At 73.5% G+C, this 24,943-nt stretch carries 25 protein-coding genes and 2 pseudogenes; 8 read left to right on the forward strand and 19 right to left on the reverse strand.

All coding sequences use genetic code 11. The annotated features are described in order from the left end of the window. Positions 1–27: 27 nt before the first annotated feature. Positions 28–870: an endonuclease I family protein gene (locus ACIQ7D_RS19565; protein ID WP_403939123.1), complete on the reverse strand. Its 843-nt coding sequence runs from the start codon at positions 868–870 to the stop codon at positions 28–30. A 417-nt stretch (positions 871–1,287) separates the two neighbouring features. Between ACIQ7D_RS19565 and ACIQ7D_RS19570 the strand changes: the two genes are divergently transcribed. After that, positions 1,288–2,556, forward strand: a complete 1,269-nt coding sequence (locus tag ACIQ7D_RS19570; RefSeq protein WP_403939125.1) for a ricin-type beta-trefoil lectin domain protein — start codon at positions 1,288–1,290, stop codon at positions 2,554–2,556. A gap of 110 nt (positions 2,557–2,666) precedes the next feature. On the opposite strand, the gene ACIQ7D_RS19575 is transcribed toward ACIQ7D_RS19570, so the two are convergent. Continuing rightward, on the reverse strand, positions 2,667–3,146 hold the full coding sequence (locus tag ACIQ7D_RS19575; RefSeq protein WP_403939127.1) for a hypothetical protein: 480 nt from the start codon (positions 3,144–3,146) through the stop codon (positions 2,667–2,669). 453 nt (positions 3,147–3,599) lie between these two features. Here ACIQ7D_RS19575 and ACIQ7D_RS19580 point away from each other — a divergent pair. Both ACIQ7D_RS19580 and ACIQ7D_RS19585 read left to right on the forward strand, forming a co-directional pair. Next, a pseudogene (locus ACIQ7D_RS19580) lies at positions 3,600–4,246 on the forward strand (polysaccharide deacetylase family protein). 96 nt (positions 4,247–4,342) lie between these two features. Beyond that, on the forward strand, positions 4,343–4,660 hold the full coding sequence (locus tag ACIQ7D_RS19585) for a UBP-type zinc finger domain-containing protein (RefSeq protein WP_385123750.1): 318 nt from the start codon (positions 4,343–4,345) through the stop codon (positions 4,658–4,660). Between the two features lie 71 nt (positions 4,661–4,731). Here the strand turns inward: ACIQ7D_RS19585 and ACIQ7D_RS19590 are convergent, their stop codons facing one another. Further along, positions 4,732–5,529, reverse strand: coding sequence for a VOC family protein (locus ACIQ7D_RS19590; protein ID WP_403939129.1), 798 nt, complete (start codon positions 5,527–5,529; stop codon positions 4,732–4,734). A gap of 198 nt (positions 5,530–5,727) precedes the next feature. After that, a pseudogene (locus ACIQ7D_RS19595) lies at positions 5,728–5,955 on the reverse strand (response regulator transcription factor); the annotation flags it as partial. Here ACIQ7D_RS19595 and ACIQ7D_RS19600 point away from each other — a divergent pair. Then, on the forward strand, positions 5,924–6,301 hold the full coding sequence (locus tag ACIQ7D_RS19600; RefSeq protein ID WP_403939131.1) for a hypothetical protein: 378 nt from the start codon (positions 5,924–5,926) through the stop codon (positions 6,299–6,301). The pseudogene ACIQ7D_RS19595 and the gene ACIQ7D_RS19600 sit on opposite strands and share 32 nt — an antisense overlap. Before the next feature lie 852 nt (positions 6,302–7,153). On the opposite strand, the gene ACIQ7D_RS19605 is transcribed toward ACIQ7D_RS19600, so the two are convergent. From ACIQ7D_RS19605 to ACIQ7D_RS19630, 6 genes are all read right to left on the reverse strand, one after another. After that, on the reverse strand, positions 7,154–7,741 hold the full coding sequence (locus ACIQ7D_RS19605; protein WP_403939133.1) for a DUF4232 domain-containing protein: 588 nt from the start codon (positions 7,739–7,741) through the stop codon (positions 7,154–7,156). A 99-nt stretch (positions 7,742–7,840) separates the two neighbouring features. Continuing rightward, positions 7,841–8,908, reverse strand: a complete 1,068-nt coding sequence (locus tag ACIQ7D_RS19610; protein WP_403939136.1) for an ABC transporter permease — start codon at positions 8,906–8,908, stop codon at positions 7,841–7,843. Between the two features lie 33 nt (positions 8,909–8,941). After that, positions 8,942–9,754, reverse strand: a complete 813-nt coding sequence (locus tag ACIQ7D_RS19615; protein ID WP_403939138.1) for a sulfite exporter TauE/SafE family protein — start codon at positions 9,752–9,754, stop codon at positions 8,942–8,944. Between the two features lie 63 nt (positions 9,755–9,817). After that, the gene (locus tag ACIQ7D_RS19620) at positions 9,818–11,026 is read right to left on the reverse strand and encodes an MFS transporter (RefSeq protein ID WP_403939308.1); all 1,209 of its coding nucleotides are present in this window, start codon (positions 11,024–11,026) and stop codon (positions 9,818–9,820) included. A gap of 119 nt (positions 11,027–11,145) precedes the next feature. Then, a complete protein-coding gene (locus ACIQ7D_RS19625) occupies positions 11,146–12,324 on the reverse strand; it encodes a PLP-dependent cysteine synthase family protein (protein ID WP_403939140.1) in 1,179 nt (392 codons plus the stop codon). Positions 12,325–12,461: 137 nt separating this feature from the next. Beyond that, complete coding sequence (locus ACIQ7D_RS19630) at positions 12,462–12,914, reverse strand: hypothetical protein (protein WP_403939142.1); 453 nt, start codon at positions 12,912–12,914, stop codon at positions 12,462–12,464. 173 nt (positions 12,915–13,087) lie between these two features. On the opposite strand from ACIQ7D_RS19630, the gene ACIQ7D_RS19635 reads away from it, so the two are divergent. Beyond that, complete coding sequence (locus ACIQ7D_RS19635) at positions 13,088–13,681, forward strand: DUF6461 domain-containing protein (RefSeq protein ID WP_403939143.1); 594 nt, start codon at positions 13,088–13,090, stop codon at positions 13,679–13,681. 132 nt (positions 13,682–13,813) lie between these two features. Then, positions 13,814–14,377, forward strand: a complete 564-nt coding sequence (locus tag ACIQ7D_RS19640) for an NUDIX hydrolase (protein ID WP_403939145.1) — start codon at positions 13,814–13,816, stop codon at positions 14,375–14,377. Between the two features lie 77 nt (positions 14,378–14,454). Here the strand turns inward: ACIQ7D_RS19640 and ACIQ7D_RS19645 are convergent, their stop codons facing one another. Further along, positions 14,455–15,144 (reverse strand): YoaK family protein, encoded by a 690-nt coding sequence (locus ACIQ7D_RS19645; protein ID WP_403939146.1) that lies wholly within the window; start codon positions 15,142–15,144, stop codon positions 14,455–14,457. 150 nt (positions 15,145–15,294) lie between these two features. Here ACIQ7D_RS19645 and ACIQ7D_RS19650 point away from each other — a divergent pair, with 150 nt between their 5' ends. Together ACIQ7D_RS19650 and ACIQ7D_RS19655 are read left to right on the forward strand one after the other, a co-directional pair. Beyond that, positions 15,295–16,605, forward strand: coding sequence for a D-arabinono-1,4-lactone oxidase (locus ACIQ7D_RS19650; protein ID WP_403939147.1), 1,311 nt, complete (start codon positions 15,295–15,297; stop codon positions 16,603–16,605). 97 nt (positions 16,606–16,702) lie between these two features. Beyond that, the gene (locus ACIQ7D_RS19655) at positions 16,703–17,656 is read left to right on the forward strand and encodes a serine hydrolase (RefSeq protein ID WP_403939148.1); all 954 of its coding nucleotides are present in this window, start codon (positions 16,703–16,705) and stop codon (positions 17,654–17,656) included. A 24-nt stretch (positions 17,657–17,680) separates the two neighbouring features. On the opposite strand, the gene ACIQ7D_RS19660 is transcribed toward ACIQ7D_RS19655, so the two are convergent. The 8 genes from ACIQ7D_RS19660 to ACIQ7D_RS19695 all read right to left on the reverse strand — a co-directional run bounded on the left by ACIQ7D_RS19660 (position 17,681) and on the right by ACIQ7D_RS19695 (position 24,943). Next, a complete protein-coding gene (locus ACIQ7D_RS19660; protein WP_403939149.1) occupies positions 17,681–18,406 on the reverse strand; it encodes a class I SAM-dependent methyltransferase in 726 nt (241 codons plus the stop codon). Positions 18,407–18,433: 27 nt separating this feature from the next. Next, positions 18,434–19,891 carry a PLP-dependent aminotransferase family protein gene (locus ACIQ7D_RS19665; protein WP_403939150.1) on the reverse strand — a complete coding sequence of 486 codons (1,458 nt, stop codon included), beginning with the start codon at positions 19,889–19,891 and terminating at the stop codon, positions 18,434–18,436. A 117-nt stretch (positions 19,892–20,008) separates the two neighbouring features. Continuing rightward, positions 20,009–21,046 (reverse strand): helix-turn-helix domain-containing protein, encoded by a 1,038-nt coding sequence (locus ACIQ7D_RS19670; protein WP_403939151.1) that lies wholly within the window; start codon positions 21,044–21,046, stop codon positions 20,009–20,011. Positions 21,047–21,103: 57 nt separating this feature from the next. Then, the gene (locus ACIQ7D_RS19675; protein WP_403939152.1) at positions 21,104–22,120 is read right to left on the reverse strand and encodes an alpha/beta hydrolase; all 1,017 of its coding nucleotides are present in this window, start codon (positions 22,118–22,120) and stop codon (positions 21,104–21,106) included. 136 nt (positions 22,121–22,256) lie between these two features. After that, positions 22,257–23,570, reverse strand: coding sequence for a cytochrome P450 (locus ACIQ7D_RS19680; RefSeq protein WP_403939154.1), 1,314 nt, complete (start codon positions 23,568–23,570; stop codon positions 22,257–22,259). Next, positions 23,567–24,184: a GTP-binding protein gene (locus tag ACIQ7D_RS19685; RefSeq protein WP_403939156.1), complete on the reverse strand. Its 618-nt coding sequence runs from the start codon at positions 24,182–24,184 to the stop codon at positions 23,567–23,569. The genes ACIQ7D_RS19680 and ACIQ7D_RS19685 overlap by 4 nt, the downstream gene beginning before the upstream one ends. Next, positions 24,162–24,536, reverse strand: coding sequence for a DUF742 domain-containing protein (locus tag ACIQ7D_RS19690; protein ID WP_403939157.1), 375 nt, complete (start codon positions 24,534–24,536; stop codon positions 24,162–24,164). Before ACIQ7D_RS19690 ends, ACIQ7D_RS19685 begins: the two co-directional genes overlap by 23 nt. Then, complete coding sequence (locus ACIQ7D_RS19695; protein WP_403939159.1) at positions 24,533–24,943, reverse strand: roadblock/LC7 domain-containing protein; 411 nt, start codon at positions 24,941–24,943, stop codon at positions 24,533–24,535. The genes ACIQ7D_RS19690 and ACIQ7D_RS19695 overlap by 4 nt, the downstream gene beginning before the upstream one ends.

Consider the following 24,943-nt stretch of genomic DNA (forward strand, 5'->3'; position numbering starts at 1 on the left):
GGGGGGCTCACGCGGGCCGCGCGGCGGTCACCAGATCGACTCGACCCACTCCGGGTGGTCGATGAACGGGTTCCGGTTGTGCTGGTACTGGTTGTATATGACGTCGTTGCGGCGCTTCTCGAAGGCGTCCGGCGGGTCCTCGTCGCTCCACTGCTTCAGGACCGACAGCTTCCCCATCAGGGGGCTGGAGCCGTTGTTGACCTTCTCGTTGGGTTCGAGGTCCGGCCAGGAGTCGTCCCCCTCGTACCGGACGGCCATGTAGAGGAGCATCCGGGCGACATCGCCCTTGACCGCGTCGCGGGGTTCGAAGGAGTCCGAGTCGGTGTAGTTGCCGGGCGCGCCGGAGACGGCGCTGCCGCCGTTGTCGAAGTCCTTGTTCCCGCGGATGGAGTTGACGGTGACGTCCTCCGGGCGCAGGTGGTGGATGTCGGTGCCGGGGCCGGTCGCCTCGCCGAAGCCGCCGTGGGACTTGGCCCAGACGTGCTCACGGTTCCAGTTGCCGGTGTTGCCGCCGTTGCTCGACTTCGAGATCGACTTGCCCGTGTACAGCTCGATCACGTTCGAGGAGTTCGCGGGGTCCTGGTCGGTGTTCTTGAGCGCCTCCCAGGCCGCCGCGTACGAGATCTTCGACTGGTCCTTGATGATCGTGTGCAGGGCGGACTTGAGCGCCGTGCCGGTCTTGCCGAGCGCGTTCTGGTAGTACGTGTCGTCCAGTGCGGCGGTGGCCGTGGTGGCGGACGCGGCCGTCATGGTGGCGCCGGCCCGGGGCGGCGTGGCCGCCGGAGCTGCGGCGGCCGTGGTGGCGAGTACGGCGGTGGCGGCGCCGAGCGCCAACAGTGCGCGCCGGGTGGGGAGATGGCGACGGGACATGGGGGAGCTGTCCTCTCCGGGGGAGCCGTCGGGGCACGGGCCGACAGGGTGGGGGCGGTGCCGCGACGGTCATGAGGAAACGGTTCAGCGGGAGTTTTCCACAGCTCCTGTGTGGGCGTGTGAACACACCGTGTCGGTCATGTGCAGGTCAAGTTGCCGGACGGGGTGGCGAGGCGCGGTGTGCCGGGGCTCGACGGTCGTCCGGCCTTTTTGCCGCCGCTTTGACGGGATGTGGCGCGGGCGTGTGAGGCGCCGGTGAACTTTGGTCCATACCAACTCCTTGACGCCCCCTCACTCCCTGCCTTAAATCAATGACGGACAGAACCCTCCGGGGCGGCCCTCCGTGTTCACCGACCGTGTGCGCCGTGTCGTGGTTTGTCATGCTCATGCCCCCCACGTGAAGCGATGTGATGCCCTGTGCGAAATTCCCTGGCACGCCGAGCGGCGCAGTGCGCCCTCGCCCTGCTCTGCTGTACCGGCGTGCTGACGGCGGTGCCCGCCTCCGCCGCCACCCCGGACGGGGGCGCCGCGCCCACCGCCGCCGCGGCCGTGACCTTCAACGACGACTTCAACGGTCCGGCGGGATCGGCGGTCGACGGCTCGAAGTGGCAGATCGAGACCGGCGACAACGTCAACAACCACGAACGGCAGTTCTACACGGCGGGCAACAACAACGCCGCCCTCGACGGCCAGGGCAATCTGGTCATCACCGCGCGCAGGGAGAACCCCGGCAACTACCAGTGCTGGTACGGCCGGTGCGAGTACACCTCGGCCCGGCTCAACACCTCGGGGAAGTTCACCTCCACCTACGGGCACGTCGAGGCGCGGATGAAGGTCCCGCGCGGCCAGGGCATGTGGCCCGCCTTCTGGATGCTCGGCAACGACATCGGCAGTGTCGGCTGGCCCAACAGCGGCGAGATCGACGTCATGGAGAACGTCGGCTTCGAACCCGGCACCGTCCACGGCACCCTGCACGGCCCCGGCTACTCCGGCTCGGGCGGCATCGGGGCCGGCTACACCCTCCCCGGCGGCCAGGCGTTCGCCGACGCCTTCCACACCTTCGCCGTCGACTGGGCCCCCGACTCCATCACCTGGAGCGTCGACGGCAATGTCTACCAGCGCCGGACCCCCGCCGACCTCGGTGGCCGCGCCTGGGCGTTCAACAAGCCGTTCTTCCTCATCCTGAACCTCGCGGTCGGCGGCTACTGGCCGGGTGACCCCGACGGCAGCACCCCCTTCCCGGGCCAGCTCGTCGTGGACTACGTCCGCGTCACCACGGGCGACAGCGGCTCCGGTGGTACGACGGGCACCATCACCGGGGTGGGCGGTATGTGCGTCGACGTGGCCGGGGCGAGCTCCGCGAACGGCACGCCCATCCAGCTCCACAACTGCAACGGCGCCGCCGCCCAGCAGTGGACCGTCGGCACGGACGGTACGATCCGGGCCTTCGGCAAGTGCCTGACGGTGAAGGACAACAGCACCGCCGACGGAGCGCCGTTGCAGCTCTGGGACTGCAACGGCGGCGGGAACCAGCGCTGGGGCATCTCCGCCGCGCGGGACATCGTGAACGTCCAGGCCGACAAATGCATGGACGCCACCGGCAACAGCTCGGCCGACGGCACCCGGCTCCAGATCTGGACGTGCGCGGGCACCCCGAACCAGAAGTGGACCGTCAACCGGTCCTGATCCCCGTGTCACCAGGCCCGGCGGCCCGCCCTCGGAGGCGGCGGACCGCCGGGCCTTCGCGCGTCCACGCGGCCCCGTACGGGCGACACGGTCCCGCGACCGGCCCGGGGTCAGGAGGCCGGCTCCACCTCCAGGAAACGGCGGCGTCGCGGGCCCCGGTAGAGCAGGGCCTCCCAGCCCAGCGGCGTCAGCACGGCGGCGCACTCCGTCAGGGCGCGCTCCTCCCCGCGCGCGGCCCCGCCGCCGTGCGGCCCGAGCCACTCCACCCGTACGGTGCCCTCCCGCTCGCCCGGTGTCACGCGGTACCCCGTGGCGGTCCGCCCGCCGGAGGCATCCACGGCCGACGGGGCGAAGGAGGCCGCCTCCAGCGCGAGCGCCACCGCCCGGACGGGGCGGGCGCGTTCCCAGGGGGCGGGAGCGGCGGCGGGATCGCCGGGCCCGGTGTGGGTCAGACGTCTGATCTGGAGCAGCCCCTCGAACGCGATCCGCACCTCGGCCGCCCGCTCCCGGGGCGCCGCGGTGACCGGAGGGCCGTCGCCCGTGGCCGCCTCGAATCCGCCGGGCCGTTCCGCTCCGCCGCCTACCGTCATCGTCCGCCCCCGCCGTTGTGGTGTCCGTGGTCCGCCCCGGCTCCCGGGGCGGACCGTCCCGACCGATGTTCTCAGCCGGCCGGCCCGCGCGGGAGACGCACCGTCCGCGTCGCGGCCGGCGCGCATGACGAGACCCCGACCGGACGGGGGGACGCCGGTCGGGGTCGTATGAGGAAGGGCGCGGATGGCGGTCGCCTCGCGGCGGTTGGCTCCATGGGGCTTCAGCCGAACGATCTTCCCCACAGGCTCTTCTCAGGTGGGCCCGGGGACTCAGTTCCACCCACACCCTCACCCCTTACAACGGAGGGGCGGAACGGAATGTTCCCCGGGGCTCTCCCGGGAGCTCCCCTCCCGGGGCGGACGCGCCCCCGACGCCCCCCGCGCTCCCCTGAGAGCCCCATCCTCCACTATGCATCGCGTGTAGACGCCGTATGTATAGTGCGTAGCGGTTGACTGGGCGGCTGCACGTCGTACGACCGCCACTCCGCCGAGGACGCCAGAAACGGCGCGAAGAAGGGGGCGACCCTAGCGCAGGGCCGCGTCGACTGCGCGAACACCCGCTGTATAGCCCTGACCTTCGACGCGGGCCCCTCCACGTACACACCCCGGCTGCTGGACATACTCAAGAAGGAGAAGGTCCACGCCACCTTCTTCCTGCTCGGCGCGAACCATGTCGTCAAACACCCCGATCTCGTCCGCAGGATCGCGGACGAGGGCCACGAGGTCGCCAATCACACCTGGTCGCACAAGATCCTGACGGATCCGGACGCCGACGGCACCGCCCCACCCTGATGCGCCCGCCGCAGGGCCGCACCGACGACCGGGTCTCCGAGGTGAGCCGCGAACTCGGGCTCGCCCAGATCATGTGGAGCGCGACCGCAAAGGACTACTCCACGAACGACTCCGCGCTCATCGAGAAGCGCATCCTCGACCAGGCGAAGGGGGACGGCATCATCCTGCCGCACGACATCTACGAGGGCACCGTGCCCGCCGTCCCCGGCATCATCGAGGAGCTGAGGAAGCGCGGCTTCACCTTCGTCACCGTTCCCGAGCTGCTGGCCCCCGGCGTCGCCGAGCCGGGCGAGGTCTACAAGCCCTGACGGGACCCTCTCTGCTGGCGGGGTCGGGGGACCGGTCGTACGGTGAAAAAAGACGAATGATCTCCAGGAGACCTGTGCGGTCGGACAGGCGGCGTGATGGCGAACAGCGAAGCGGGTTCCGGCAGCCTGATCTGCGGCCATCTCGCGGACGTCGAGGAGGTGACCCCGGACAGCGAGGACAGCTGCCCGGAGTGTGTCGCCCTGGGCGACACCTGGGTGCATCTGCGGGAGTGCCAGACGTGCGGCCACATCGGCTGCTGCGACTCCTCCAAGAACAAGCACGCCACCGCCCACTACACCGCGTCGGGACACCCGCTCATCCGTTCGTACGAGCCGGGCGAGGGCTGGTGGTGGTGTTACGAGGATCAGGTCGTCTTCGAGGTCGAGGGAGTGGGCCCGGAGCGCCCGGCCTGACCGCGCCGCGCCCGCCGGCTCTCACCCTCAGGTCCAGGGTGAGAGCCGGCGACGGACGGACGGACCCCGGTTCAGCCGGAGGTGACGGTGAAGAGCGCGCCGTCCGGATCGCGCAGCGTCGCCTCGCGCAGCGTCGCCTCGCGCGGCGTGGTCTCCCGCGGGTCCGGCGACGCGTCCCCGGCCACGGCCAGCGCGCCCCCGCCGCTCAGCGCCGCCGCGACCGACCCGGACACCTCGGGAACCCGGAAGTAGACATGCCAGCGCGGCCGCAACTGCGGATCCGGTGTGGCCTGTACGGCTCCGCCACGGATCTTGGCGACGATCTGCCCGTCCTGGCGCAGCACCGCGTGGTCCTCCTCGTGGACGAGTGTGAAGCCGTCCTCCTTCTCCGGCGCCCAGCCGAGGACCTGCCCGTAGAAACGGGCCGCCTCCAGGGTGTCACGCGTCCGCAGCTCCAGCCAGGCGGGCGCACTGCCCCGCCCCACCGTCCAGTCGGAGCGCACCGCGCCCTCCCAGATCCCGAAGGCGGCGCCGTCGGGATCCATCGCGAGCGCCGCCCGCCCGGAGTGGAAGGCCAGCGGCCCCACCGCGACCGTCGCGCCGCGCTCCCTGATCCTGGCCGCCGCCTCGTCCACATCGCTCACCGCGAAGTACGGCGTCCAGGAGACGGCGACCTGAAGCGACGAGGCGAGCGCCCCGATGCCCGCGACGGCCATCCCGTCCGAGAGCGCGACGGTGAAGTCCTCGCCCAGCCCCGCCGGCCGGTACGTCCAGCCCAGCACGTCACCGTAGAACGCCTGAGCGGCGGGCAGTTCCCGTGCGAGCAGACTCACCCAGCATGGAGCGCCGGCCACTGTTTGTGAGTCCATTTTGTCCCGCTCCACACCGCTCACTCCGCCCTCGTCAGACACGTCTTGCTCATACGTATTGCCGCTGTTCGGTGCCTCTACTCTGCCAGGCCGCACACAACTTGACGGACGCGCGCGGCTCCGGCCCGGAGTCGGTGTGTGACGTGAGGGGTGTGATGTCAGGGTCCTGTTCACATCAAGGAGTACGCGGACACCGGATCAGCGGGGGCGCGGTGGGACCAGGCCGGCCTCGTACGCGGAGATGGCCGCCTCCACCCGGTTGCGCGCGCCCAGCTTCGCGAGCACCGCGCTGACATGCGCCTTCACCGTGCCCTCGACCAGGTGCAGCCGCCTCGCGATCTCCGCGTTGGACAGCCCCGTCCCCAGCCCGGCCAGCACCTCGCGCTCCCGCTCCGTGAGCCGCTCCAGCGAGCGGTACGGACGGGCCTCCTTCGAGGCAGGACCGAGCCTCCGTCAGATCCTCGCGTTCGGTCTCTACCAGGCGTTGGTCGCGGTGCTGACGGTCGGGACGGCGTTCGCCACGCGCCACCCGGCCGGCGCGCTCTCGATCCTCGTCACACTCCTGTGGGCACTGCCGAGCGTGCTCCTGGGGCTCGGAGGACCGACGCTCGCGGACGTCAACAACCATCTGCCGTACGGAGCCGGAGACCACTTCATGCGCAGGGGTGCCGAGGCCCCGTACCCGCCGGTGGCGGCGGCCCTGATCGTGGCGGCGCGGGCCGCGACCGCGCACCTGGTCGGCCTGTACGTGCCGCGCCGCCGGGACGCCTGACGCCGCGTCGGAAGCGGCCCGGACACCCCTCACCGTGCTCCTGTCCCGCCGGGTGTCCGGGCCGTGCCACAGAATCGACCCGGGCAGGTGAGGACATCCATCGGAAGGACGGTCGACACGCCATGCGGTACACGCGGATACCCCCGGCCAGGTCCGTCGACCTCACGGACCGGGACCGCACCGACCTCGCCGAGCTGCGCGGGACGATCGCCAACGCCGTGGAGCAACTGCGGGAGACCGTCGCCGTCCCGCACGATCCGCCCGGGACGGAAACGGGTGCGGGCCTGGCTGTCGACGACACGGTCGAGGACCCGCTCGCACGGGCGGTCGCCTCCGGGGTGCCGGTGCGCTGGGAGCGGCACGGGGCAATGCCCACGCTGTCGCCCCTGATCGAACGCGGCATGTACCGGGTGGTGCAGGAGTCCCTCACCAATGCCGTGAAGCACGCGTCGGACGGTGTGATCCGGGTGCGGATCACCCATGAGGCCGACCGAACCCGCGTGAGCGTCGTCAACGCCGCCCCGCCGGCCGAAGAACCGGCGCAGGCGGCCGAAACCCCGGCGACCCGCGCCGCCCGTCGCCGCTCCGCCGCCGCCTTCGTGGCGCCGGTGGCCGCAGCCGCCTTCTTCGTGCCCGCCGCTGTCCATCTGGCCTGGCAACTGACGACGAGCGTGCTGCCGCCGTCCCGGTTCGACGAGCTGACCACCGGCCGGCCGCGGACCGAACTCGCCCGCTGCTGCCGGCCCGTGCCTTCCCCTACCCGTCCGACCACGCCCGTTCCGTACCCCGGCCGCCCGGCGCCACCTGCGAGTTCTACCGTTCCGGCCGCGACCTGTCGGGCCAGGTCGACCTCTACCGGCTCTGCTGGTCCGGTGACACGCTGGTGGCGAAGGACACCGTGGCGGAAAGCCGGCCCTGACCGGGCAGGGCCGCGTCGGCCTTCGCCGCGGTGGGCTGCCACAGTGTGGTGACCGGCTCCCAGACCCGGATGGTGCCGGAGGAGCCCACCGCGGCCGCGCCGAAGCGTGTCCCGTGGTGCGAGGGATCGCCGGCGACGGTGAGGTACGCGACGGTGCGCGACTCCCCGGCGGCCGGGTCGAACGTCCGTACCGCGGCGTACGCGGAGCCGCCGGTGGGCAGCCGGTACGGGGCGCTCGACGCCGGCGGCACGGGCTGCGCGGTGCCGTCGAGGTCCCCGAAGGTGACGGTGGGGATCCGGTCGACGACGCAGGCGGCGCCGCCGTTGTTGGTGACGCTGATCCGGACCACGTGCGCTGTGGCGGCCCGGGCCGCGGTCACCCGGACGGCGTCCTCACGGCAGACGGCGACGGCCGCCGGGGACGCGGCGGGCGCGGCGACGGCGGCCGAGGCACCGGTGGCGACCGGGAGCAGCACGAGAGCGGTGGCCGCCGGAGCGACGAGAGCGGGACGGATACGCATGGTGTGTTTCCCCGTTTCGGTCGGTCGTGCGGGTCTGTGGGCCCGCACATCCGTAGACCCCCGAACGGCCACGGTGGTTGTGCCGACCGTGCGGTCCGGTCACAGGTCCTCCACGGTCCTGCCGCCCGGATGGCGGTGGCGCCAGAACCAGAACACACCGGTCGAGACGAGCGCCCACCCGGCCAGCACGGCGAACGGGAAGACATGCTGCGCGTCTCCGTAGTACACCGCCGTGTGCTGGGCGTTGACGGAGGCGCCCGGCGGCAGCCAGCGCCCGATGTGCCCCAGCACCGACGGCAGCAGCGGCCAGGACACCGCCCCGCCGGAGGACGGGTTTCCCAGCAGCACCATCAGCCCCCAGGTCGGCAGCATCGCCCACCGTCCCATCAGGGTGTTGAACATGGTGAACACCATCCCGGACGTGAACATGGTGAACGCCAGGATCAGCCACGACTCGGTGAAGGGCAGCCGCAGCGCGCCCAGCCACCAGTCCACCACCGCGGCGATGGCGAAGGCGCCGAGCATCGCGTAGACCACGGTGAACGCGATGCGTTCGCCCGGGTTGAGCTCCCGCGCGTGGACGCTCAGTTGGATGGCCCCGACAAAACCGATGATCACAGCGGCGAGCGAGATGTAGAAGAGGGCGAGCCCGCGCGGATCCCCCCTCTGGAGCGGCTTGACGTCACTGATCCGTACGGGTACACCGACGGCGTGGCCCACCACGGGCGCCGTCTCGGTGAGCACCTGCGCCACGGACGCCCCGGCGGCGCTCGCCACGGCGAAGTCGACACCGGCGCCCCGGAACGTCAGGACCGCGAACACCGCCTGCTGCTCCACCGCGTGGTGGGCCGCGGCGTCCGTGGGATAGGGGTGGAGTTCGAGCGACGCGTTGAGCGCCTTCTCCATGCCGTCCACAAAGGCGCGGGCGTGCGCCGTGTCGGTGGGCCCCACCACGGCGGCGGGGATACGGCGCGGCGTCGGGTTCGCCATGTTGTACGTGTACGAACCCGCGAAGAGCCCGGCCGCCGCCGCGAGGATGAACACCAGCACGGCGGCCGGGAGGAAGGGCGACGCGGTGAAGGCACTCCAGCGCTCCGCCGCCCTCGTCCCGCGACGGGGCGCGTCACCGGCTTCGGGATCAGGGTCGGGTGCGTGATCCGCGTCCATGAAAGCACCGTAAACCACGCTTATCGGTCGGGCTCAGCGCAGCAGAAGCTGAAGACCCCCGAGAACGGTCGCGCCGATCACCAGCCGCTCGAAGAGCCGCTGGTCGATCCGGTCCACACAGAACCTGCCTAGGAGGGCGCCCGGTATGACGAACAGTACGAGGGCGGCGTCCAGTAGCAGAGACTCTCCGTCGACCAGCCCGAGCCCCACGCTGAAGGGCAGCTTGGACACGTTGACGATCAGGAAGAACCAGGCGGAGGTGCCGAGGAAACCGAGCTTCTGGAAGCCCGTCGAGAGCAGGTAGAGCGACATGACAGGGCCGCCCGCGTTGGCGACCATCGTGGTGAAGCCGCCGAGCACACCGTACGAACGCGCTCTGAGCCGCCCGGTGGAAGCTCCGGCCGCCCCGCCGGAGTCCGCACCGCCGGCGCCCGTCGCCTCGGCCTCGGCCTCGGCCGCTTCCGCAGCCTCCGCCCTCTTCCGGGTGGCGCGCCGCCGCCACACCGTGACCCCGGCCATCAGCAGCAAAATCGCGCCGATCGAGGTGCGGACCGCGCCGTCGCCGGCCCACAGGAGGAAGAGCGTGCCCAGCACCACCCCGGCGGCGACCGCGGGGAACAGCCGCCACAGCGTGGGCCAGTGGGCGTGCCGCCGGTAGGTGAGCACCGCGAGCACATCGCCGACGATCAGGATGGGCAGCAGCACCCCCGTCGACTCGCGCGCGGGCAGCACGGCGGCGAACACGGCCAGACTGACCGTGTTCGCCCCGCTCACCGCCGTCTTCGAGAAGCCGACGAGTGCCGCCGCGGCGGCCAGCGCGGCCACTCCCCACCAAGAGATGTCCATTGCGGCAGCGATGCTATGCCCCGGGCTTCACACACCGTCGGGCGGGGGACGGCGACCGACCGGTCAGACAGGGATCGGCCGTGGTTCCGGCCGCTCCAGCCGGCCGCCCCGTGCCAGCGCGCCCACCGCCGTGGCGCAGCCCAACCCTGTGACGGTCAGTACGGTCCAGGGCAGCCAGCGGACGCCCGCGCGCTCCGCGAGATCCCACAGCGCCCCGGTGGCGAGATTGCCCAGGGTGATCCCCAGGCCGGAGACGGTGTGGTAGAGGCCGTAGTGCGTGGCGACCAGCCGGTCACCGGAGAGCGCGACCACCGTGTCCATCTCGAACGGGTAGACCACCGCGCTCCCCACGGCCAGCGCGACGACCGCCGCCACCAGGGCGGCGAGCACCCCGAGCCGCGCCGCACGTCCCTCCCCGCCGGGGGCCAGTGTCAGCGGCAGGAACGCCAGCCCCATGACGGTCAGCCCCCGCACCAGCGCCCCGTGCGGGCTCCAGCGCCGGGTCGCCCACGCGGTCAGCCGGAGCTGCCCCGCCACGGTCACGACGGCCGAGACCACGAAGAGCGCGCCGGTGGCCTGCTCCGCTGCGGGGCCGAGCGCGTCGGACGCCGCCAGCGGCAGCGCCAGATAGACCTGGAACGTCAGGACGTACGAGCCGATCATGGCGACCGAGAACAGCAGGAACGGCCGGTTGGCCAGCACCGTGCGCCACGCCGCCGCCGGCCCCGGGCGCCCGTCCGCGCCCTTCCCGCCGCCCCGGGCCGGCAGCGCGCGCCACTGGAGCACCGTCAGCGCGGCGAAGATCACCGCGGCGGCCGTGCACACCAGCCGGAAGTCGGCGGCGAGCAGCAGCAGACCGACCGGCGGGCCCAGCACCATGCCCGCCTGGTAGTAGACGTTGAAGGTCGCGAAGGCGGCGACCCGCCGGTCACCCGCCTCCGCCGCCAGATAGGCACGCACCGCCGGGTTGAAGAGCGCCCCCGCGAACCCGGTCGCCGCCGACGCCACGATCAGCGCGGGCAGCTGGTCCGCCCAGCCCAGCAGCGCGAAGCCCGCCGTACGCAGCAGACAGCCGGCCATGATCGGCGCCTTGTAGCCGAACCGGTCGGCGAGGGTGCCGCCGACGAGGAACATGCCCTGCTGGGAGAGGTTGCGTACGCCGAGCACCAACCCCACCGCCCACGCGGCCAGCCCCAGCCCACCGGCGAGATGCGCCGCGAGATAGGGCATGAGCATGTAGAAGGCGAGATTGATGGCGAACTGGTTGGCCATCAAGAGCCGCGCCGCGGGGGAGAAGGAGAGCGTGCCGGCCCACACCCCCGCGGCCGGATTGCGGCCCGCCTTCGCCGTACGGGCGCCACCCTGCGGTGTCCCCGGTGTCCTGCGCCGCCTCATCGGGCGCCTCCCGTCGACCCGGGGACGCCGTCCCCGCCCGGCCCCGCGCCCCCGGTACGGGCGGGCTCGGCGAGCGGATCCACCACGGTCGTGCACCGCGTCCACCGGGTCACCGTCCGCGCGGCCGGATGCGCGATCTCCTGCGGATCCTCGGCGGGGCGCGCCCCCAGCAGCCCGTGCTCACGGCAGTACGCGTCGTCGAACACCGTCCCGACATAGCGCTGCGGACCGTCGGGGAACACCGCCACGATCCGCTCCTCCACCGGCCCCACCCGCGCCAGCCACCGCGCGACCAGCGCGACCGCCCCCACGCTCCACCCACCGGTGGCGTAGCGGGCCCGCGCCAGCAGCCGCGCCGCCCAGACCGCCTCGGGGGCGGCGACCCAGTGCACCTCGTCGAAGAGGCCGTACGCCACATTGCGCGGATGGATGCTGCTGCCGAGCCCCCGCATCAGCCGGGGCGCCGCGGGCTGGCCGAAGATGGTCGACCCGGTGGTGTCGACGCCCACCACCCGCAGCGTGGGGAAGTGGTCGCGCAGCACGGACGCGATCCCCGCGGAGTGGCCGCCCGTGCCCACACTGACGACGAGCGTGTCGACCCGCCCGAGCTGCGCCATCAGCTCATGGGCGAGCGGCCGGTACGCGGCCACGTTGTCCGGGTTGTGGTACTGGTCCGGGCACCAGGAGTCCCGGTGCGCGGCGAGGAGTTCGGCCACCCGCAGTCGGCGGGCCTCCTGCCAGCCGCCCACCGGGTGCGGCGTCCGTGCCAGCTCGACACGGGCGCCGTACGCGGTCAGCAGACCGGTCATCAGCGGCTCCATGCCAGGGTCGGTGACCACGGTGACGGGATGGCCGAAGGCCACCCCGGCGAGTGCCAGCCCCAGCCCCAGCGTGCCCGAGGTGGACTCCACGATCCGCGCGCCGGGGCGCAGCGTGCCGCGCTCCCGGGCGCGCGCGACCATGTACAGCGCCGTACGGTCCTTGATCCCGCCGGGATTGTGGCCCTCCAGCTTGGCCCAGAACCCCCGTCCGGGGGCGGTGAACGGCGCGCCCACCCAGAGAGTCGGGGTGTCGCCGACGAGCCCCGCCGGACTGTGCGCGGGCAGCGCGGACGGCGGGCGGAGCGGGCCGGGGAGCGGATGTGCGGTGGTGACGGGTCCGTCGAGTGGATTCATGTGCGCGGTCTCCTGCGACCGGGCGCGCGTGGCGCCCGGTCCTGGTGGGGTCATGGAAGCGGTCGGCGTGCCGTCGGCCGTGGACGGTACGGGCGCGGTCCGGCGCCCGTACGGCCGTCACCGGCCCGTGGCCGCCGTCAGTTCCGCCACACCCCGAGCGCCGCGCGCCGCCGGTGGTCAGGGTCCGCGCACGCCCCGGCGGGCGCGCCGTCGCGCGCCGGGTGCGCGGGCGGGGCCACCGCGTCCCCCGTGACCGGTTCCGACGCCGGGGTCCGGTCCGCCGGCGGCGGCACCACGGACGCGTCCGTACGCTGCGGCAGCACGCTCGGCTCGTCCGCGTCGGCGCAGGACGCCGCCCCGTGCGAGCCCCGTCCCGCGCACCCCGCCACCGGGAGGGCGGGCTGTCCCGCCGACGGCTGGTACGCCATGACCGCCGTCCCGGCCGGGACACCCGCCGAGGGCGCGGCCGAGACCGGACCGTGGGCGCAGCCCAGCACATGCACCAGCGCGGCCAGCACGGCGAACAGCACCGCCCAGCCGCGCGGGCGTGCCCGCCGCCCCCTGGTCGCCTCGCCGCCCGCACCGCTCATGTCGCGCAGCGTATGCGATCGGTGACCCGAAGTGCTCGCCGGTGCCGCCTCGGCCGGCCGCCGGGTCGCCCGGAGACCGCCCGTCGTGCCGCCGAGGGGGGTCCGGCGGCGGGTCCGCGTGCGTACTCTGGGGCGCGCGGGACGATGACGGAGGAAAGCGGGGGGCGGGGCCGGTGGCGGAGGACGGCATCGGGTGGCTCCTGGAGCCGTACGCCATCGACTGCGTGACCTTCGCGCGCGGCATCGACCCCGGTGAACTGGTCGCGCGCCTCGGCGCCCGGCCGGACGGTCCGGTCCGGCTCGGCACCGTGACGCAGGCCCTGGACGCGCTCGCGGCGTCGGGCGTCGGCGGTGTCGCCCGGGTCGGCCGGGCGGCCGGCTGGTCCTTCGCCGTCGAGTACGGCGACGCGGTCGGCCCGACGCCGGACGGTCTGGCCGCCGTCTCGCACGGTGGTGTCGAGGCCGTCAACTTCCTGCTGACGCCCTGGCATCCGCCGTCGCTCTTCCGGCACTACGAGGACGGTCGGCACATCTGCTCCTTCGGGATCGGGGCGGAGACCCACCGCCTGGGCAGCGACCCCGACCTGCTGGTGCCCGCACTGACGGAGCTGGCCGTCCTGCCGGTGCCCCGGCGGCTCGACGGCGCCCGCCGCGAGCGCGCCCACCGGCTGACCATGCTGGCCGTCCAGGACCACTTCGGACTGCGGCTGCCCCGGCACGACGTCATGGAGGGCCGGCTTCCGCTCCATCTCGTACGGGAGCGCTGAGCCGGAAACCCGGAGGACACCGGCCGCCGGTCTCCGTACGCTCTCCACGGTCACCGCACCCGGCCCGCGCGAACCCCCGCGCGGCGACCGGCCGGAGACCGGAACCACGAGCCGGGAAACAGGGAGAGGCGCATGCGGACAGCCGGACGACGGATCGACGAGGTGCTGGACGGCTACCGGCCCCACGACCGGGCCGAGGCCGCCGATGTCACCCGCGTACGGGAACTCGCGCACGGCGCCGAGGACCCCTGGCTGCGCGCCATCCCTCTGCATGTGACGGCCTCGGCCCTGATCGTGCACCCCGGCAGCGGGCGCGTCCTGATGCGGCGCCACCCCCGGATGGGCACCTGGCTCCAGGTCGGCGGCCACGGCGACCCGGGCGAGACCGAGCCCCTGGACGTCGCGCTGCGCGAGGCCCGCGAGGAGACCGGACTCGGCGACCTGACGCCCTGGCGGGACGCCGCCCTTGTCCAGGTGGTGATCGTGCCCGTGCCCGCGGGCGGCGGCGAGCCCGCGCACGAACACGCCGACCTCCGGTACGTCCTCACCACGGCTCTGCCGGACGCCGTCCGACCGGAGCGGCCCGACGCGCCCCTGCGCTGGATGACCCCGGCCGAGGCGTCCGAGGCCACCAGCGAGGAGAACGTACGCGAGGCGCTGCGGCGCGTCGGGAAGCTGCTGGCGGCGACGGACTGACCCGCCCCGGGCGGCCGGGCCGGACGCGGAGCACCCCGTACACACCGGCCCGGTCCCGGCCGGACCCCGCCCCGCGCTCAGACAGGCGCACCCTCGGGCAGCGGCGCCCGCGCGAACACCCAGGCCACGCCCGCGACCAGCACGGCGGCCAGCGCCACCACCCCCGCCAGGGTCACCTGGAGCAGCAGGGCCCCACAGGCCGCCCCGGCGAACATGGCGAGCACCGACCCCACCCGGCGGTGCGGCCGGGCACCGGTCCCTGCCCCGAGCACGCTCTCCGCGGTGAGCGCCGTGAGGGTCTGGGTGAGCACCGTCGTGGTGAGATCCCGGGGCCCCAGCAGCCGTACCGTCGCGTTCTGCAGCCCGCAGCACAGACCGAGCAGCGCGACGATCGCCAGCAGCTCCCGCCCCTCGGCGCGCAGCACCCCGGTACCGACCAGCAGCGCCGTCAGCGCCAGCCCGGCCGCCTGCCCGGCGAACGCGCCGCCGAGCCAGAGCCGCGGCCGGCCGCCGAGGAGCCTGCTGAGCTGACCGCCGAGGAACGCCCCGAGCACGAAGGCCGCCATCGCCACGATCGGCGCGACGACCGGCAGCCGGTCGCTCCGTACGACGGAGAACCCCAGGAAGACCACATTGCCGGTCATGTTGGCGACGAAGACATGGCCGAGCCGCAGAAAACTCACCGCGTCCACCAGACCGGTCGCGAACGTCATGACCAGCAGCGCCCCCACCGCCCACCGCCGCGCCACGGGAAGATCCTCGGCCACCGTGCTTCACCCTCTCTCCGCCGTGCCTGCGCCGCCGTCCCACATGCCGTGCGAGCACGCCACAGCCCCTAACCAAGCAGGTGGGACTCCTGATAAGAAGAACCCCGAGCGGGCATGGCCCCGCGCCCCGACGCAGCGAAGGAGACCTCCGTGCCCCACGCGCCCGGACGCAACCAGGGACCGCGCGACACCTCCGTACCGCCGGCGGTACGGAACTGGGCGGGCAACATCACCTTCCGGGCGGCACGTCTGCACACCCCCGCGTCGGTGGAGCGGCTGCGGGAGATCGTCGCGGGCGGCGACGCCGTACGGGCCCTCGGCAGCGGCCACTCCTTCAACACGATCGCCGACACGGACGGCGACCTGGTCTCGGTGGCCGGACTGCCCAGGACCGTGGAGGTCGACGCGGCGGCGGCCACGGTCACCGTCGGCGCGGGGCTGCGGTTCGCCGAGTTCACCGGCGCGGTCCACGCGGCGGGACTGGCCCTGCACAACCTCGGCTCGCTCCCGCACATCTCCGTCGCCGGCGCCTGTGCCACCGGCACCCACGGCTCGGGGGCCGGCAACGGCACCCTGGCATCGGCCGTACAGGCGCTGGAGATCGTCACCGCCGACGGCGAACCGCTCCGGCTCGCCCGCGGCGACGCGGACTTCCCCGGCGCCGTGGTCGCCCTGGGCGCCCTCGGGATCGTCACCCGGATGACGCTCGGCCTCGTACCCGCCTACGAGATACGGCAGCGGGTGTACGACGGACTGGCGCCCGAGACGCTGCGCGAGCGCTTCGACGCGATCCTGTCCGCCGCCTACAGCGTGAGCGTCTTCACCGACTGGCGCCCCGGTGGCGCGGCCCAGGTGTGGCTGAAGCAGCGGACCGGCGACCCGGGCTCCGATTCCGCGCCGGACACCTGGCACGGCGCCCTGCCCGCGGACGGCCCCCGCCATCCGGTGCCCGGCATGGACGCGTCGACCTGCACCGAGCAGGCCGGCATCCCGGGGCCGTGGCACGAACGGCTGCCCCACTTCCGCGCCGGCTACGTCCCGAGCAGCGGCGACGAACTCCAGAGCGAGTACTTCGTGGCACGGGAGGACGGCCCCGCCGCCTTCGACGCGCTGGCCCGCATCGGGGAGCGGATCGCGTCCGTGCTCCAGGTCGGCGAGATACGCACCGTCGCCGCCGACGACCTGTGGCTCAGCCCCGCGTACGGCCGGTCCACGGTGGCCTTCCACTTCACCTGGGTCCCGGACACCGACGCGGTGACGCCGGTGCTGGAGGCGATCGAGGAGGCGCTCGCCCCGTTCGCCACCCGGCCGCACTGGGGCAAGCTCTTCGTGATGGGGCCCGAGCAGGTCAGGGGCGTGTACCCGCGCTACGCCGACTTCGAGGCGCTGGCGGCCAGGCTCGACCCGCGAGGTGTGTTCCGTAACACCCTGCTGGACCGCTACTTCCCTGGTGCGGGGTGACGCACATCACTGATTCGATGGTGTGTCAGAAAATAAGTCATAGAAGTTTAACCTGGGCCACAGACAAGGCTCAGTGAGAGTTCCTAGCCTCTCCGGCATGCCCCACCACCGTTCGATCCCCTCCGCCCGCCGCTCCCTGCCGCGCCGGGCCGCCCTCCCGGCGGCCACCGCGGCGGCCGTCTGCCTGACCGTATGGACGGCGACGGGCTTCCCGTCACCGTCCGGCGGCGCCTCCGGCGCGGTGCCGTGGATCGGCGGGCTCTCCGGGCAGACCTCCGACTCCCTCGACACGCCGTCGTCCCCGGCCGACCCCGACGAGGTCCTGACGCGGCGGCTCGCCGCACTGCCGAAGCCCGCCAAGGCATCGGTCTCGGTGGCGGTGATCGACCTCAAGGACGGCCGGGAGGCGGACTACGGCGTCGGCGCGGGGCAGCCCGGCGCGGGCGGGACCTACGACACGGCGAGCATCGTGAAGGTCGACATCCTGGCGGCGCTGCTGCTGCGGGCGCAGGACGAGCACCGGGCGCTCACCACCGCGGAGAAGTCCCACGCCACCAAGATGATCAAGGTGAGCGACAACGAGTCCGCGACCGCGCTGTGGCGCGCGATCGGCACGGGCGACGGCCTCGACGCGGCGAACAAGCGGCTGGGGCTGACCGGCACCACCGCCGGGAGCGGCCCGCTGTGGGGGCTGACCCAGTCGACCGCGGCCGACCAGATCACCCTGCTGTCGTCGGTCTTCGGGGACGGCGCCACCTCCCCGCTGACCGCCGCCTCCCGCGCGTACATACGGGAGCTGATGGGCGGGATAGCGGCCGACCAGGACTGGGGCGTCTCGGCGGCGGGCACGGCGACCGGGCTGAAGAACGGCTGGCTCTCCCGGAGCGGGACCGGCCTGTGGGACGTGAACAGCATCGGCCGGATCGAGGAGAACGGACACAGCTATCTGCTCGCCGTGCTCTCCCGGGGCAACGTCAGCATGAAGGCCGGGATCACCCTGGTGGAGAAGGCGGCCACCACCGCGGTCGCCGCCTCCCGGGAGTGGGCGTAACGCCCCGGCGCCCACCGCCCCGGATCAGCTCCTGGTGGCCACCACCAGGACACAGCGGGGGCTGCCGTCCGGCCGGGTGCCGAGACCGGCCAGCGGCAGCAGACCGGTCGTGAACCCGGCGCCCGCCAGGTCGGCCAGCACGTCCGGCAGCCGGAAGGTGCGGTAATACATGACGAACGGCGGATGCCGGAGCAGATTGCGCAGCCGCATCACCCCGTCGAACCCCCACATCGCCCAGTACGCCGCCGAGCCGACCCGGGGCGGCGCGGGCACCGGGAAGACGAACCGGCCGCCCGGCCGCAGCGCCGCGTACGCCTCGGCGAAGAGCACGGGCCGCTCACCGGGCAGGAAGTGCCCGAACGCGCCGAAACTCACCGCCAGGTCGAAGGCGTCCCGGAACGGCAGGGCGCGCGCGTCGGCCCGTACCCACTCCACCGCCGGGCCCGGGGAATCCCCCAGGTCGGCGCGGGCGGCAGCGAGCATCCCCGCGCTGAAGTCGACACCGGTGGCGCGCTCGGCGCAGAGCCGGCGCAGCACCTGGACCCCCGCGCCGGTCCCGCAGCAGATGTCGAGTCCGGTACGGAAAGGACCGAGCGGAGCGGTCGTACGGAACACCGCGTCCAGCACCGGACCGGGCGTACGGAACGGCGTCCGGTCGAACTTCGGGGCCAGCAGGTCGTAGCCGTGCTCGACGGACGACAGCGCCTGCACGGCGAGTTCGCGAAAGGTGGGGCCCTCAGGGGTGAACATCACGCTCAGGGTAGCCACCGCGCGCCCTCACGGGGCCACCAGACCGGCGCGGGCGGCGGCGATCCGGCGCACCGCCTCCCGCAGCCGCTCGGGCGGCTGGGTGAAGGGCAGCCGGAGCCACCGCTCCAGCCCGTCCCGCACCCCGAAGCGGGCCCCGGGCGTGAGCAGCACGCCATGCTGCCGCGCGGCGGCGGCCAGCCGTGAACCGACCGGTTCCGGCAGCCGGCACCAGAGGTTGACGCCGCCGGCCGGTGTACGGAAGGACCAGTCGGGCAACTCGGCGCGCACCGCGGCGACCAGCGTGTCCCGCCGGTCACGCAGCTCACGCCGGCGCGGTCCCAGGGCCGGCCCTGGGTCGCTGAGCAGCCCCGAGAGCCAGAGCTGCTCGAACAGCGGCGAGCCGAGATCCAGCGAGGCCCTGATCTCCCCGAGCCCGCCGATCAGCTCCTCGCAGGCCCTGATCCAGCCGATGCGCAGGCCGCCCCAGTGGGTCTTGGCGGGGGAGCCCACCGTGATCGTCCAGCGCGGCGCGAACGCGGCCAGCGGCGGCGGCGCGCTCCCCGGCCCGTCCCCGTCCGAATCCCCGCCGCCGAGGCCGAGATCCACCGCCGTCTCGTCGACGACCGCATGGGTCCGGGTGGCGGCCAGCACCGCGCCCAACCGCTCACGGTCCCCGGCGCCCAGGCTCCGCCCGGTGGGGTTGTGGAAGTCGGCCATCAGATACGCCAGCCGGGGCGAGGTCTGGCGCAGCGTCGCCGCGATCCCCTCGACGTCCCAGCCGGACGCGGCGAACGGATCGACCGGCACCGGCACCAGATGGCCCCGTGCCGTCGTCACCGCGTCGAAGGCGTGCGGATAGCCGGGCTCCTCGACCAGAACCCGGTCGCCGGGCCCGGTCAGCAGCCGCAACGCCAGGGCGAAACCGTGGTGCGCCCCATTGGTGATCATGATCTCGGACGGTGTCGTGGGCAGACCGCGCGCCGTGTACCGGGCGGCGATCCGCTCACGCAGCGGCGCGATGCCCAGATCGTCGTACGTCTCGTCCCGCAACGCCTCCCGCAGGGCCCGCCGCGCCGCCTCGAAGGCGGGCAGCAGACCGTCCGCCGCGCCGGGGGACGCGCGGGTGAGATCGATCGGCCCGGCGCCCTCCGGCCGCCCGGCATCCGGGAGCCGCTCCCCGGGCGGCGCCGCCGTCCAGGACCCGGAGCCCTGACGTGACGCGACCAGCCCCGCGTCCCGCAGCCGCTCCAGCGCCGCGCCGATCATGGTCCTGCTGACCCCGAGCGCGAGGGCCAGCTCCCGCTCGGACGGCAGCCGTGTCCCCGGCGGCAGTCTGCCGTCCCTGATCCGGGTGGCTAGGGCGTCGGCCAGATCGTGCCCGCCGCTGCGCGGACCGCCCCGGTGCCACTGCCCGAGCGTGCTCGCCAGCCGGGCGGCGGAGATCCGGCCCATGGTGCGACTGCTGAGAGGCGGCAACCCATTCATCAGGCCACTGTAATCAGGCGGATCGTGAAGTGGTATGTGAATTCCGGCCAATCGGACGTCATGCGGGGAAAGGGACTCGGCTCCGGTCGCCGCACCCCGGGGGAGCGGCGGGCCCGGTCAGCGCCCTGCGGCCCGGTGCAGCCGCCGCGCCATGAGCGCGAGCTGGAGCCGCAGCCGCCCGTACGGATCCTGCACCGGCCAGCCGAGCCACTGCTCCGCCTGGGCCAGCCGGTCCTGGAGCGTCGAGTGGTGCAGTGTCAGCTCCACCGCCGCGGCGCGCAGACTCGGCGCGAACGCCACCGTGTGCAGCGTGAGCGCCGCCCAGGGCGCCGTGGCGACCGCGCGCTCCAGCGCCCGTACGTCGGGAACCGGTTCGGCCCCGGCGTCGACCGCGTCCGCCAGCAGGACCAGGGTGCCCAGGTCGTCCGCGTACACCGTCCTCGGGCCGGGGCCCCGCTCGTCGCCCTCCGCCGTGAACCGCAGCGCGACCCGCGCGGCGGCCCAGGAGACCGGCAGAGCGAGCACCGGCACCGCCGGGCCGACCCCGGCCCGCCGCTCCCCGGCCGCGGACGGCCCCCGCACGGCGGATGAGCCCGCTCCTGGCGCGGGCACCGGCTCGACCACGGGCGGCGCCCCGGCCGGTGCCACCGCGCGGGCCGACGCCGTGTCCCGCAGGCCGAGCCGCCCGGCCGCCTGCCGCCGCGCGTGCTCCGGGGCGGACGCGTCCAGCAGCACCTCCACCGAGGCCGGATCGTCGCCGGGCCGCTGGACCGGGGCCCGGCCCCGGGTCCGGTCGAGGACCACCCGCGCCGCGGCCGCGCTCCGCTCCAGCACCATGGCGTGGACCCCGCCGGGCGGCCCGGCCAGCTCCAGCCACACGGCCGGAGCGCCGTCCGGCTCCAGCGGGGCCGACATCCAGCGGGGCTCGGGCGAAGCGCCCCGGGCCAGCCGTACGCCGTCGGCGCCGACCCGGATCCGTACGCCCCGCTCCTCGTCCACCAGCCGGGCCGGGCACCCGGAGAGCACCGCCGCGCCGCGCACCAGCGCCTCCAGGCCCGCCCGGCCCTCGACCAGCCGGTCGAAGTACGCGATCACATGGAGCGCCGCCCCCGCGTCCGGGTCGAGCGCGGCGAGTCTGCCCGCGAGTTCCTTCACCTTCTCATCCTGCGACGCCGGGCGCCCGGCGCCAAGGGCGTGCCGGCCGACCGCGCCTCAGCTCCCCAGCAGCCGGGTGAGCCAGCGCAACTGGGCGGCCCTGGCCTCCTGGGCGAGCGCGGTCTGCGGCGCCAGCGACTCGAAACCGTGGAAGCCACCGGGCCACACATGCAGCTCCGCCCGGCCGCCCGCCTGCCACAGCCGGGACGCGTACGTCACGTCCTCGTCCCGGAAGGTCTCGGCGGAGCCGACGTCGATGAACGCGGGCGGCAGCCCCGACAGGTCCGTGGCCCGCGCGGGAGCGGCGTACGGGGAGACGTCCGGACCACCGCGCGACTCGCCGAGCAGCGCAGTCCAGCCGATGTGGTTCGCGGCCTGGTCCCAGACGCCCTGGCCGGCCATCTGAAAGCTCGACGGGGTGTCGTTGCGGTCGTCGAGCATCGGGCACATGAGCATCTGCCCGGCGAGCGCGGGCCCGTTCCTGTCGCGGGCCAGCAGCGCGACGGCCGCGGCCAGTCCACCGCCCGCGCTGCCGCCGGCGACCACGATCCGGTCGGGGTCGATGCCCAGCTCGGCGGCGTGCTCCGCCGTCCAGACCAGCCCCGCGTACACGTCCTCCACCGGCGCGGGATGCGGATGCTCGGGGGCGAGCCGGTACTCCACCGACACCACGACCAGGTTCAGCTCCAGCGCCCAGTCGAGGGGGTTCTCCAGCCCGGTCCTGCTGTTCCCGAGGATCATGCCGCCGCCGTGGATCTGGTAAAGCGCGGGCAGCCCCGGTGAGGTGGCGGACGGACCGGTTCCGGCGGGTCGGCAGATGAGCAGGGAGATGTCCGGCGCACCGGGCGGCCCCGGCACCGTACGCTCCTCCAGCTCGATGGCGCCGCCGCGGCGCAGATCCTCGTCGGACGAACCGAATCCCCGGCCCCGCCGGAGGGCGGGGAGGTCCGTGAAATCCAGCGGGCCGCCCATCTCGGCGAGGATGACATCGAGCGCCGCCCCCAGCTCCGGGTCGAACGGAGGGGCCGGGACCGGCCGTTCGGTCCCGGTGGGCTGTGGCTCCGTGGCGGTCATCGGCTCTCCCTTGTCCGTGGTCACACCCTGCGACCGGTGGTGACCATGGTGCGGCAGCGGCCACGGTCACCGGGAGTGCCGTCCGGCGGGGATCACCCGCCGGACGGCGGGTGACCGGACCGGGGCCGTCGCACCCTCACCCGGCCGCCGCCCGCTCCCCGCCGCGGACCGGGATCCGGGCCGGGGAGAACTCCACGGGCAGGGACTTGGGCACCCGGGTCCACGGGGAGGGGTGCCAGGCCACCTCCTCGGAGGGGATCGCGAGCTTCATGTCGGGCAGCAGATGCAGCACGGTGTTGACCGCGGTACGGGTGATCAGCCGCGCCGGCACCTGCGCGGGACAGGCGTGCGGACCCGCCGAGAAGGCGAGATGGGCCCGGTTGCCCGGCTCGCTCGCGGCGTCGTCGGGACGGATCACCGGATCGTCGTTGGCCGCGGCGATCCCCAGGATCAGCACGTCACCGCGCCGGATGAGCCGGCCCCCCAGCTCCGTGTCGGCGAGCGCGTAACGGGCGGGCTGGTTGTTCATCGGCGGGTCGCGCCACAGCGCCTCGTCGAGCGCGTCGTCCACGCCGAGCCGCCCCCCGTGCATCCGGGCGGCGAAGCGCGGATCGGTGAGCAGCAGCCGCAGCGCCAGCGAGGTCCACGCGTTGACCCCCTCCGTACCGGCGGAGATCATCGCCGCCATCGACTGCAGACGCTCCTCGTCGTTACGGAGGTTCGGATGGTTGATGAACGAGGTGGTCAGATCGTCCGCCGGGTTGCTGTGCCGCTGGCGCAGCGCGTCGGCGAGGATCCCCTCGAAGTCCCGGTTGCCGTCCTGGGAGTCGTCGGCGCTGCCGAACACCGCGACCAGCGTGCCCAGCAGCTTCTGGCCCTCGTCGCTGTTCAGCCCGAACAGCGACGCGATGGAGAGCATCGGCACGATCGTGGCGTACTCGGTCACCAGGTCCGCCCGGCCGCGCTGGGAGAACCCCGCGATCAGCTCCGTGCACACCGACTCGACCTGACGGCGCGCCCGGCGCTGGTCGATCCTGGCCACTCCCTCGTCGAGGGGCTGGCGCAGCCTGCGGTGTTCCGCGCCGTCGGCGCCGAGGACATTGGCGCGCCAGCCCATCATCGGGAGCAGCCTCGACCGCGGGGACACGACCCCGTCGTTGAGGTCGCGCCAGTTCCTGGCGTCCCGGGAGTAGATCTGCTCCTGCCGGGTGATGGTCAGCAGCTCCCGGTAGCCGAGAACGAGCCAGGCGTGCACGCCTGGATCCAGTTCGACCTTGGCGACATTGCCCCACCGGGCGCGCAGCGCGCGGTAGACCTCCCGGGGGTCGGGCGCGCCCGTGGCCGCGGCGAGCGGCATGGGCGCATCCCCGTCCACGGGTGCCCCGGGCGTGTGGCGCGCGGGGCACTCCGGCGGCGGCGAGAGCGGGGTGAGCGCGGGGGGGCGGGTCATGAGGCGGTCTCCTTGGCGGGCTCGGCGCCGGCGTGCGAGACGTTCGACACGTACTCGACCAGGCTGATCAGGGCGTCCACCGACGGCATGCGCTCCCGCGCGTCGCACATCACCACAGGGGTGTCCGGCAGCAGATCGAGCGCCCCGCGCAGCTCCGCCGTACCGTGCACCTCGCTGTCGGGGAACTGGTTGACGGCGACGGCGAACGGCAGCCCGCGCAGCTCCAGTTGTTCGAGGACGTCGAAGCTGTCCGTCAGCCTCCGGGTGTCGACGATGACGAGGACGCCCAGCGCGCCCTCGGCCAGTCCGTCCCAGAGATCCCAGAACCGGCGCTGCCCCGGGGTGCCGAACAGATAGAGCACCAGCCGGGAGTTGAGGGTGATCCGGCCGAAGTCCATGGCGACGGTGGTGGTCGTCTTCGTGCTCATCCCGGCCAGATCGTCCACACCGACGGACGCCTCGGTCATCACCTCCTCCGTGCGCAGCGGTTCGATCTCGCTGACCGAGCCGACCAGGGTCGTCTTCCCGACGCCGAACGCGCCCACCACCAGGATCTTGACGGCCTGTTGGATCGTGTCGGGTAAATAGCGGTCAGCGGAGCCGACGGAGACCATCCAGTACCTCCTGAAGGAGTTGGGAATCGGGGAGAACGGCTTGAGGGACGCCGGAGCGGGCGCAGAGATGACCGTCGTCGATCAGATCGGACGCGAGCACCTTCACCAGGCTCACCGGCAGTTCGAGATGGGCGGCGGCCTCCACGAGGGAGAGCAGCCGCTCGCACATCCGCACCAGGGCGCGCTCCTCCCGGGTCGCGGAGACCGGCAGGTCGCGCGGGGAGTCGGCGGCGATGAGAAGGCTCTCGACGCCGACGGTGTTACGGCTGGGCCTGCACCGGCCCTTGGTGATCACATACGGGCGGAGGGCGTTCGCCGCATACTCGCCGTACTCGCTGTCCGGGCCACTCACCGCACGGATTCCTGCCGGGGCGGGCTGGACAGGTTCCCCGCGCCCATCCGCAGCACCTGCGCCTGCATCTGCCGGGCGACCAGCTTCGGGTCCACCACGGGGCCGGTCACCACCGCGAGATGGGCGCCTCTGGCGCTGCGCATGAACAGATAGCCCCCGTTGAACTCCACCATCTGCTGGTGGACCGCCCCGCCGTCCTCGCCGAACTCCCTGCCCAGACTGCGGGCGAGGGACTGGAGCCCCGAACAGTTGGCGGCCAGCCGGTCGGCGGAGTCCCGGTCCGTCCCCTCGGAGCTGGCCAGCAGCAGTCCGTCGGCGCTGAAGACGATCACCTCGCGCACCCCCGGCACTGCGGCCACCTCGGCGATCATCCAGCCGCGTTGCTCCGGGTTCTCCGTGTAACTCAT

It is taken from the genome of Streptomyces sp. NPDC096310 (assembly GCF_044763125.1).
Lineage (GTDB): Bacteria > Actinomycetota > Actinomycetes > Streptomycetales > Streptomycetaceae > Streptomyces.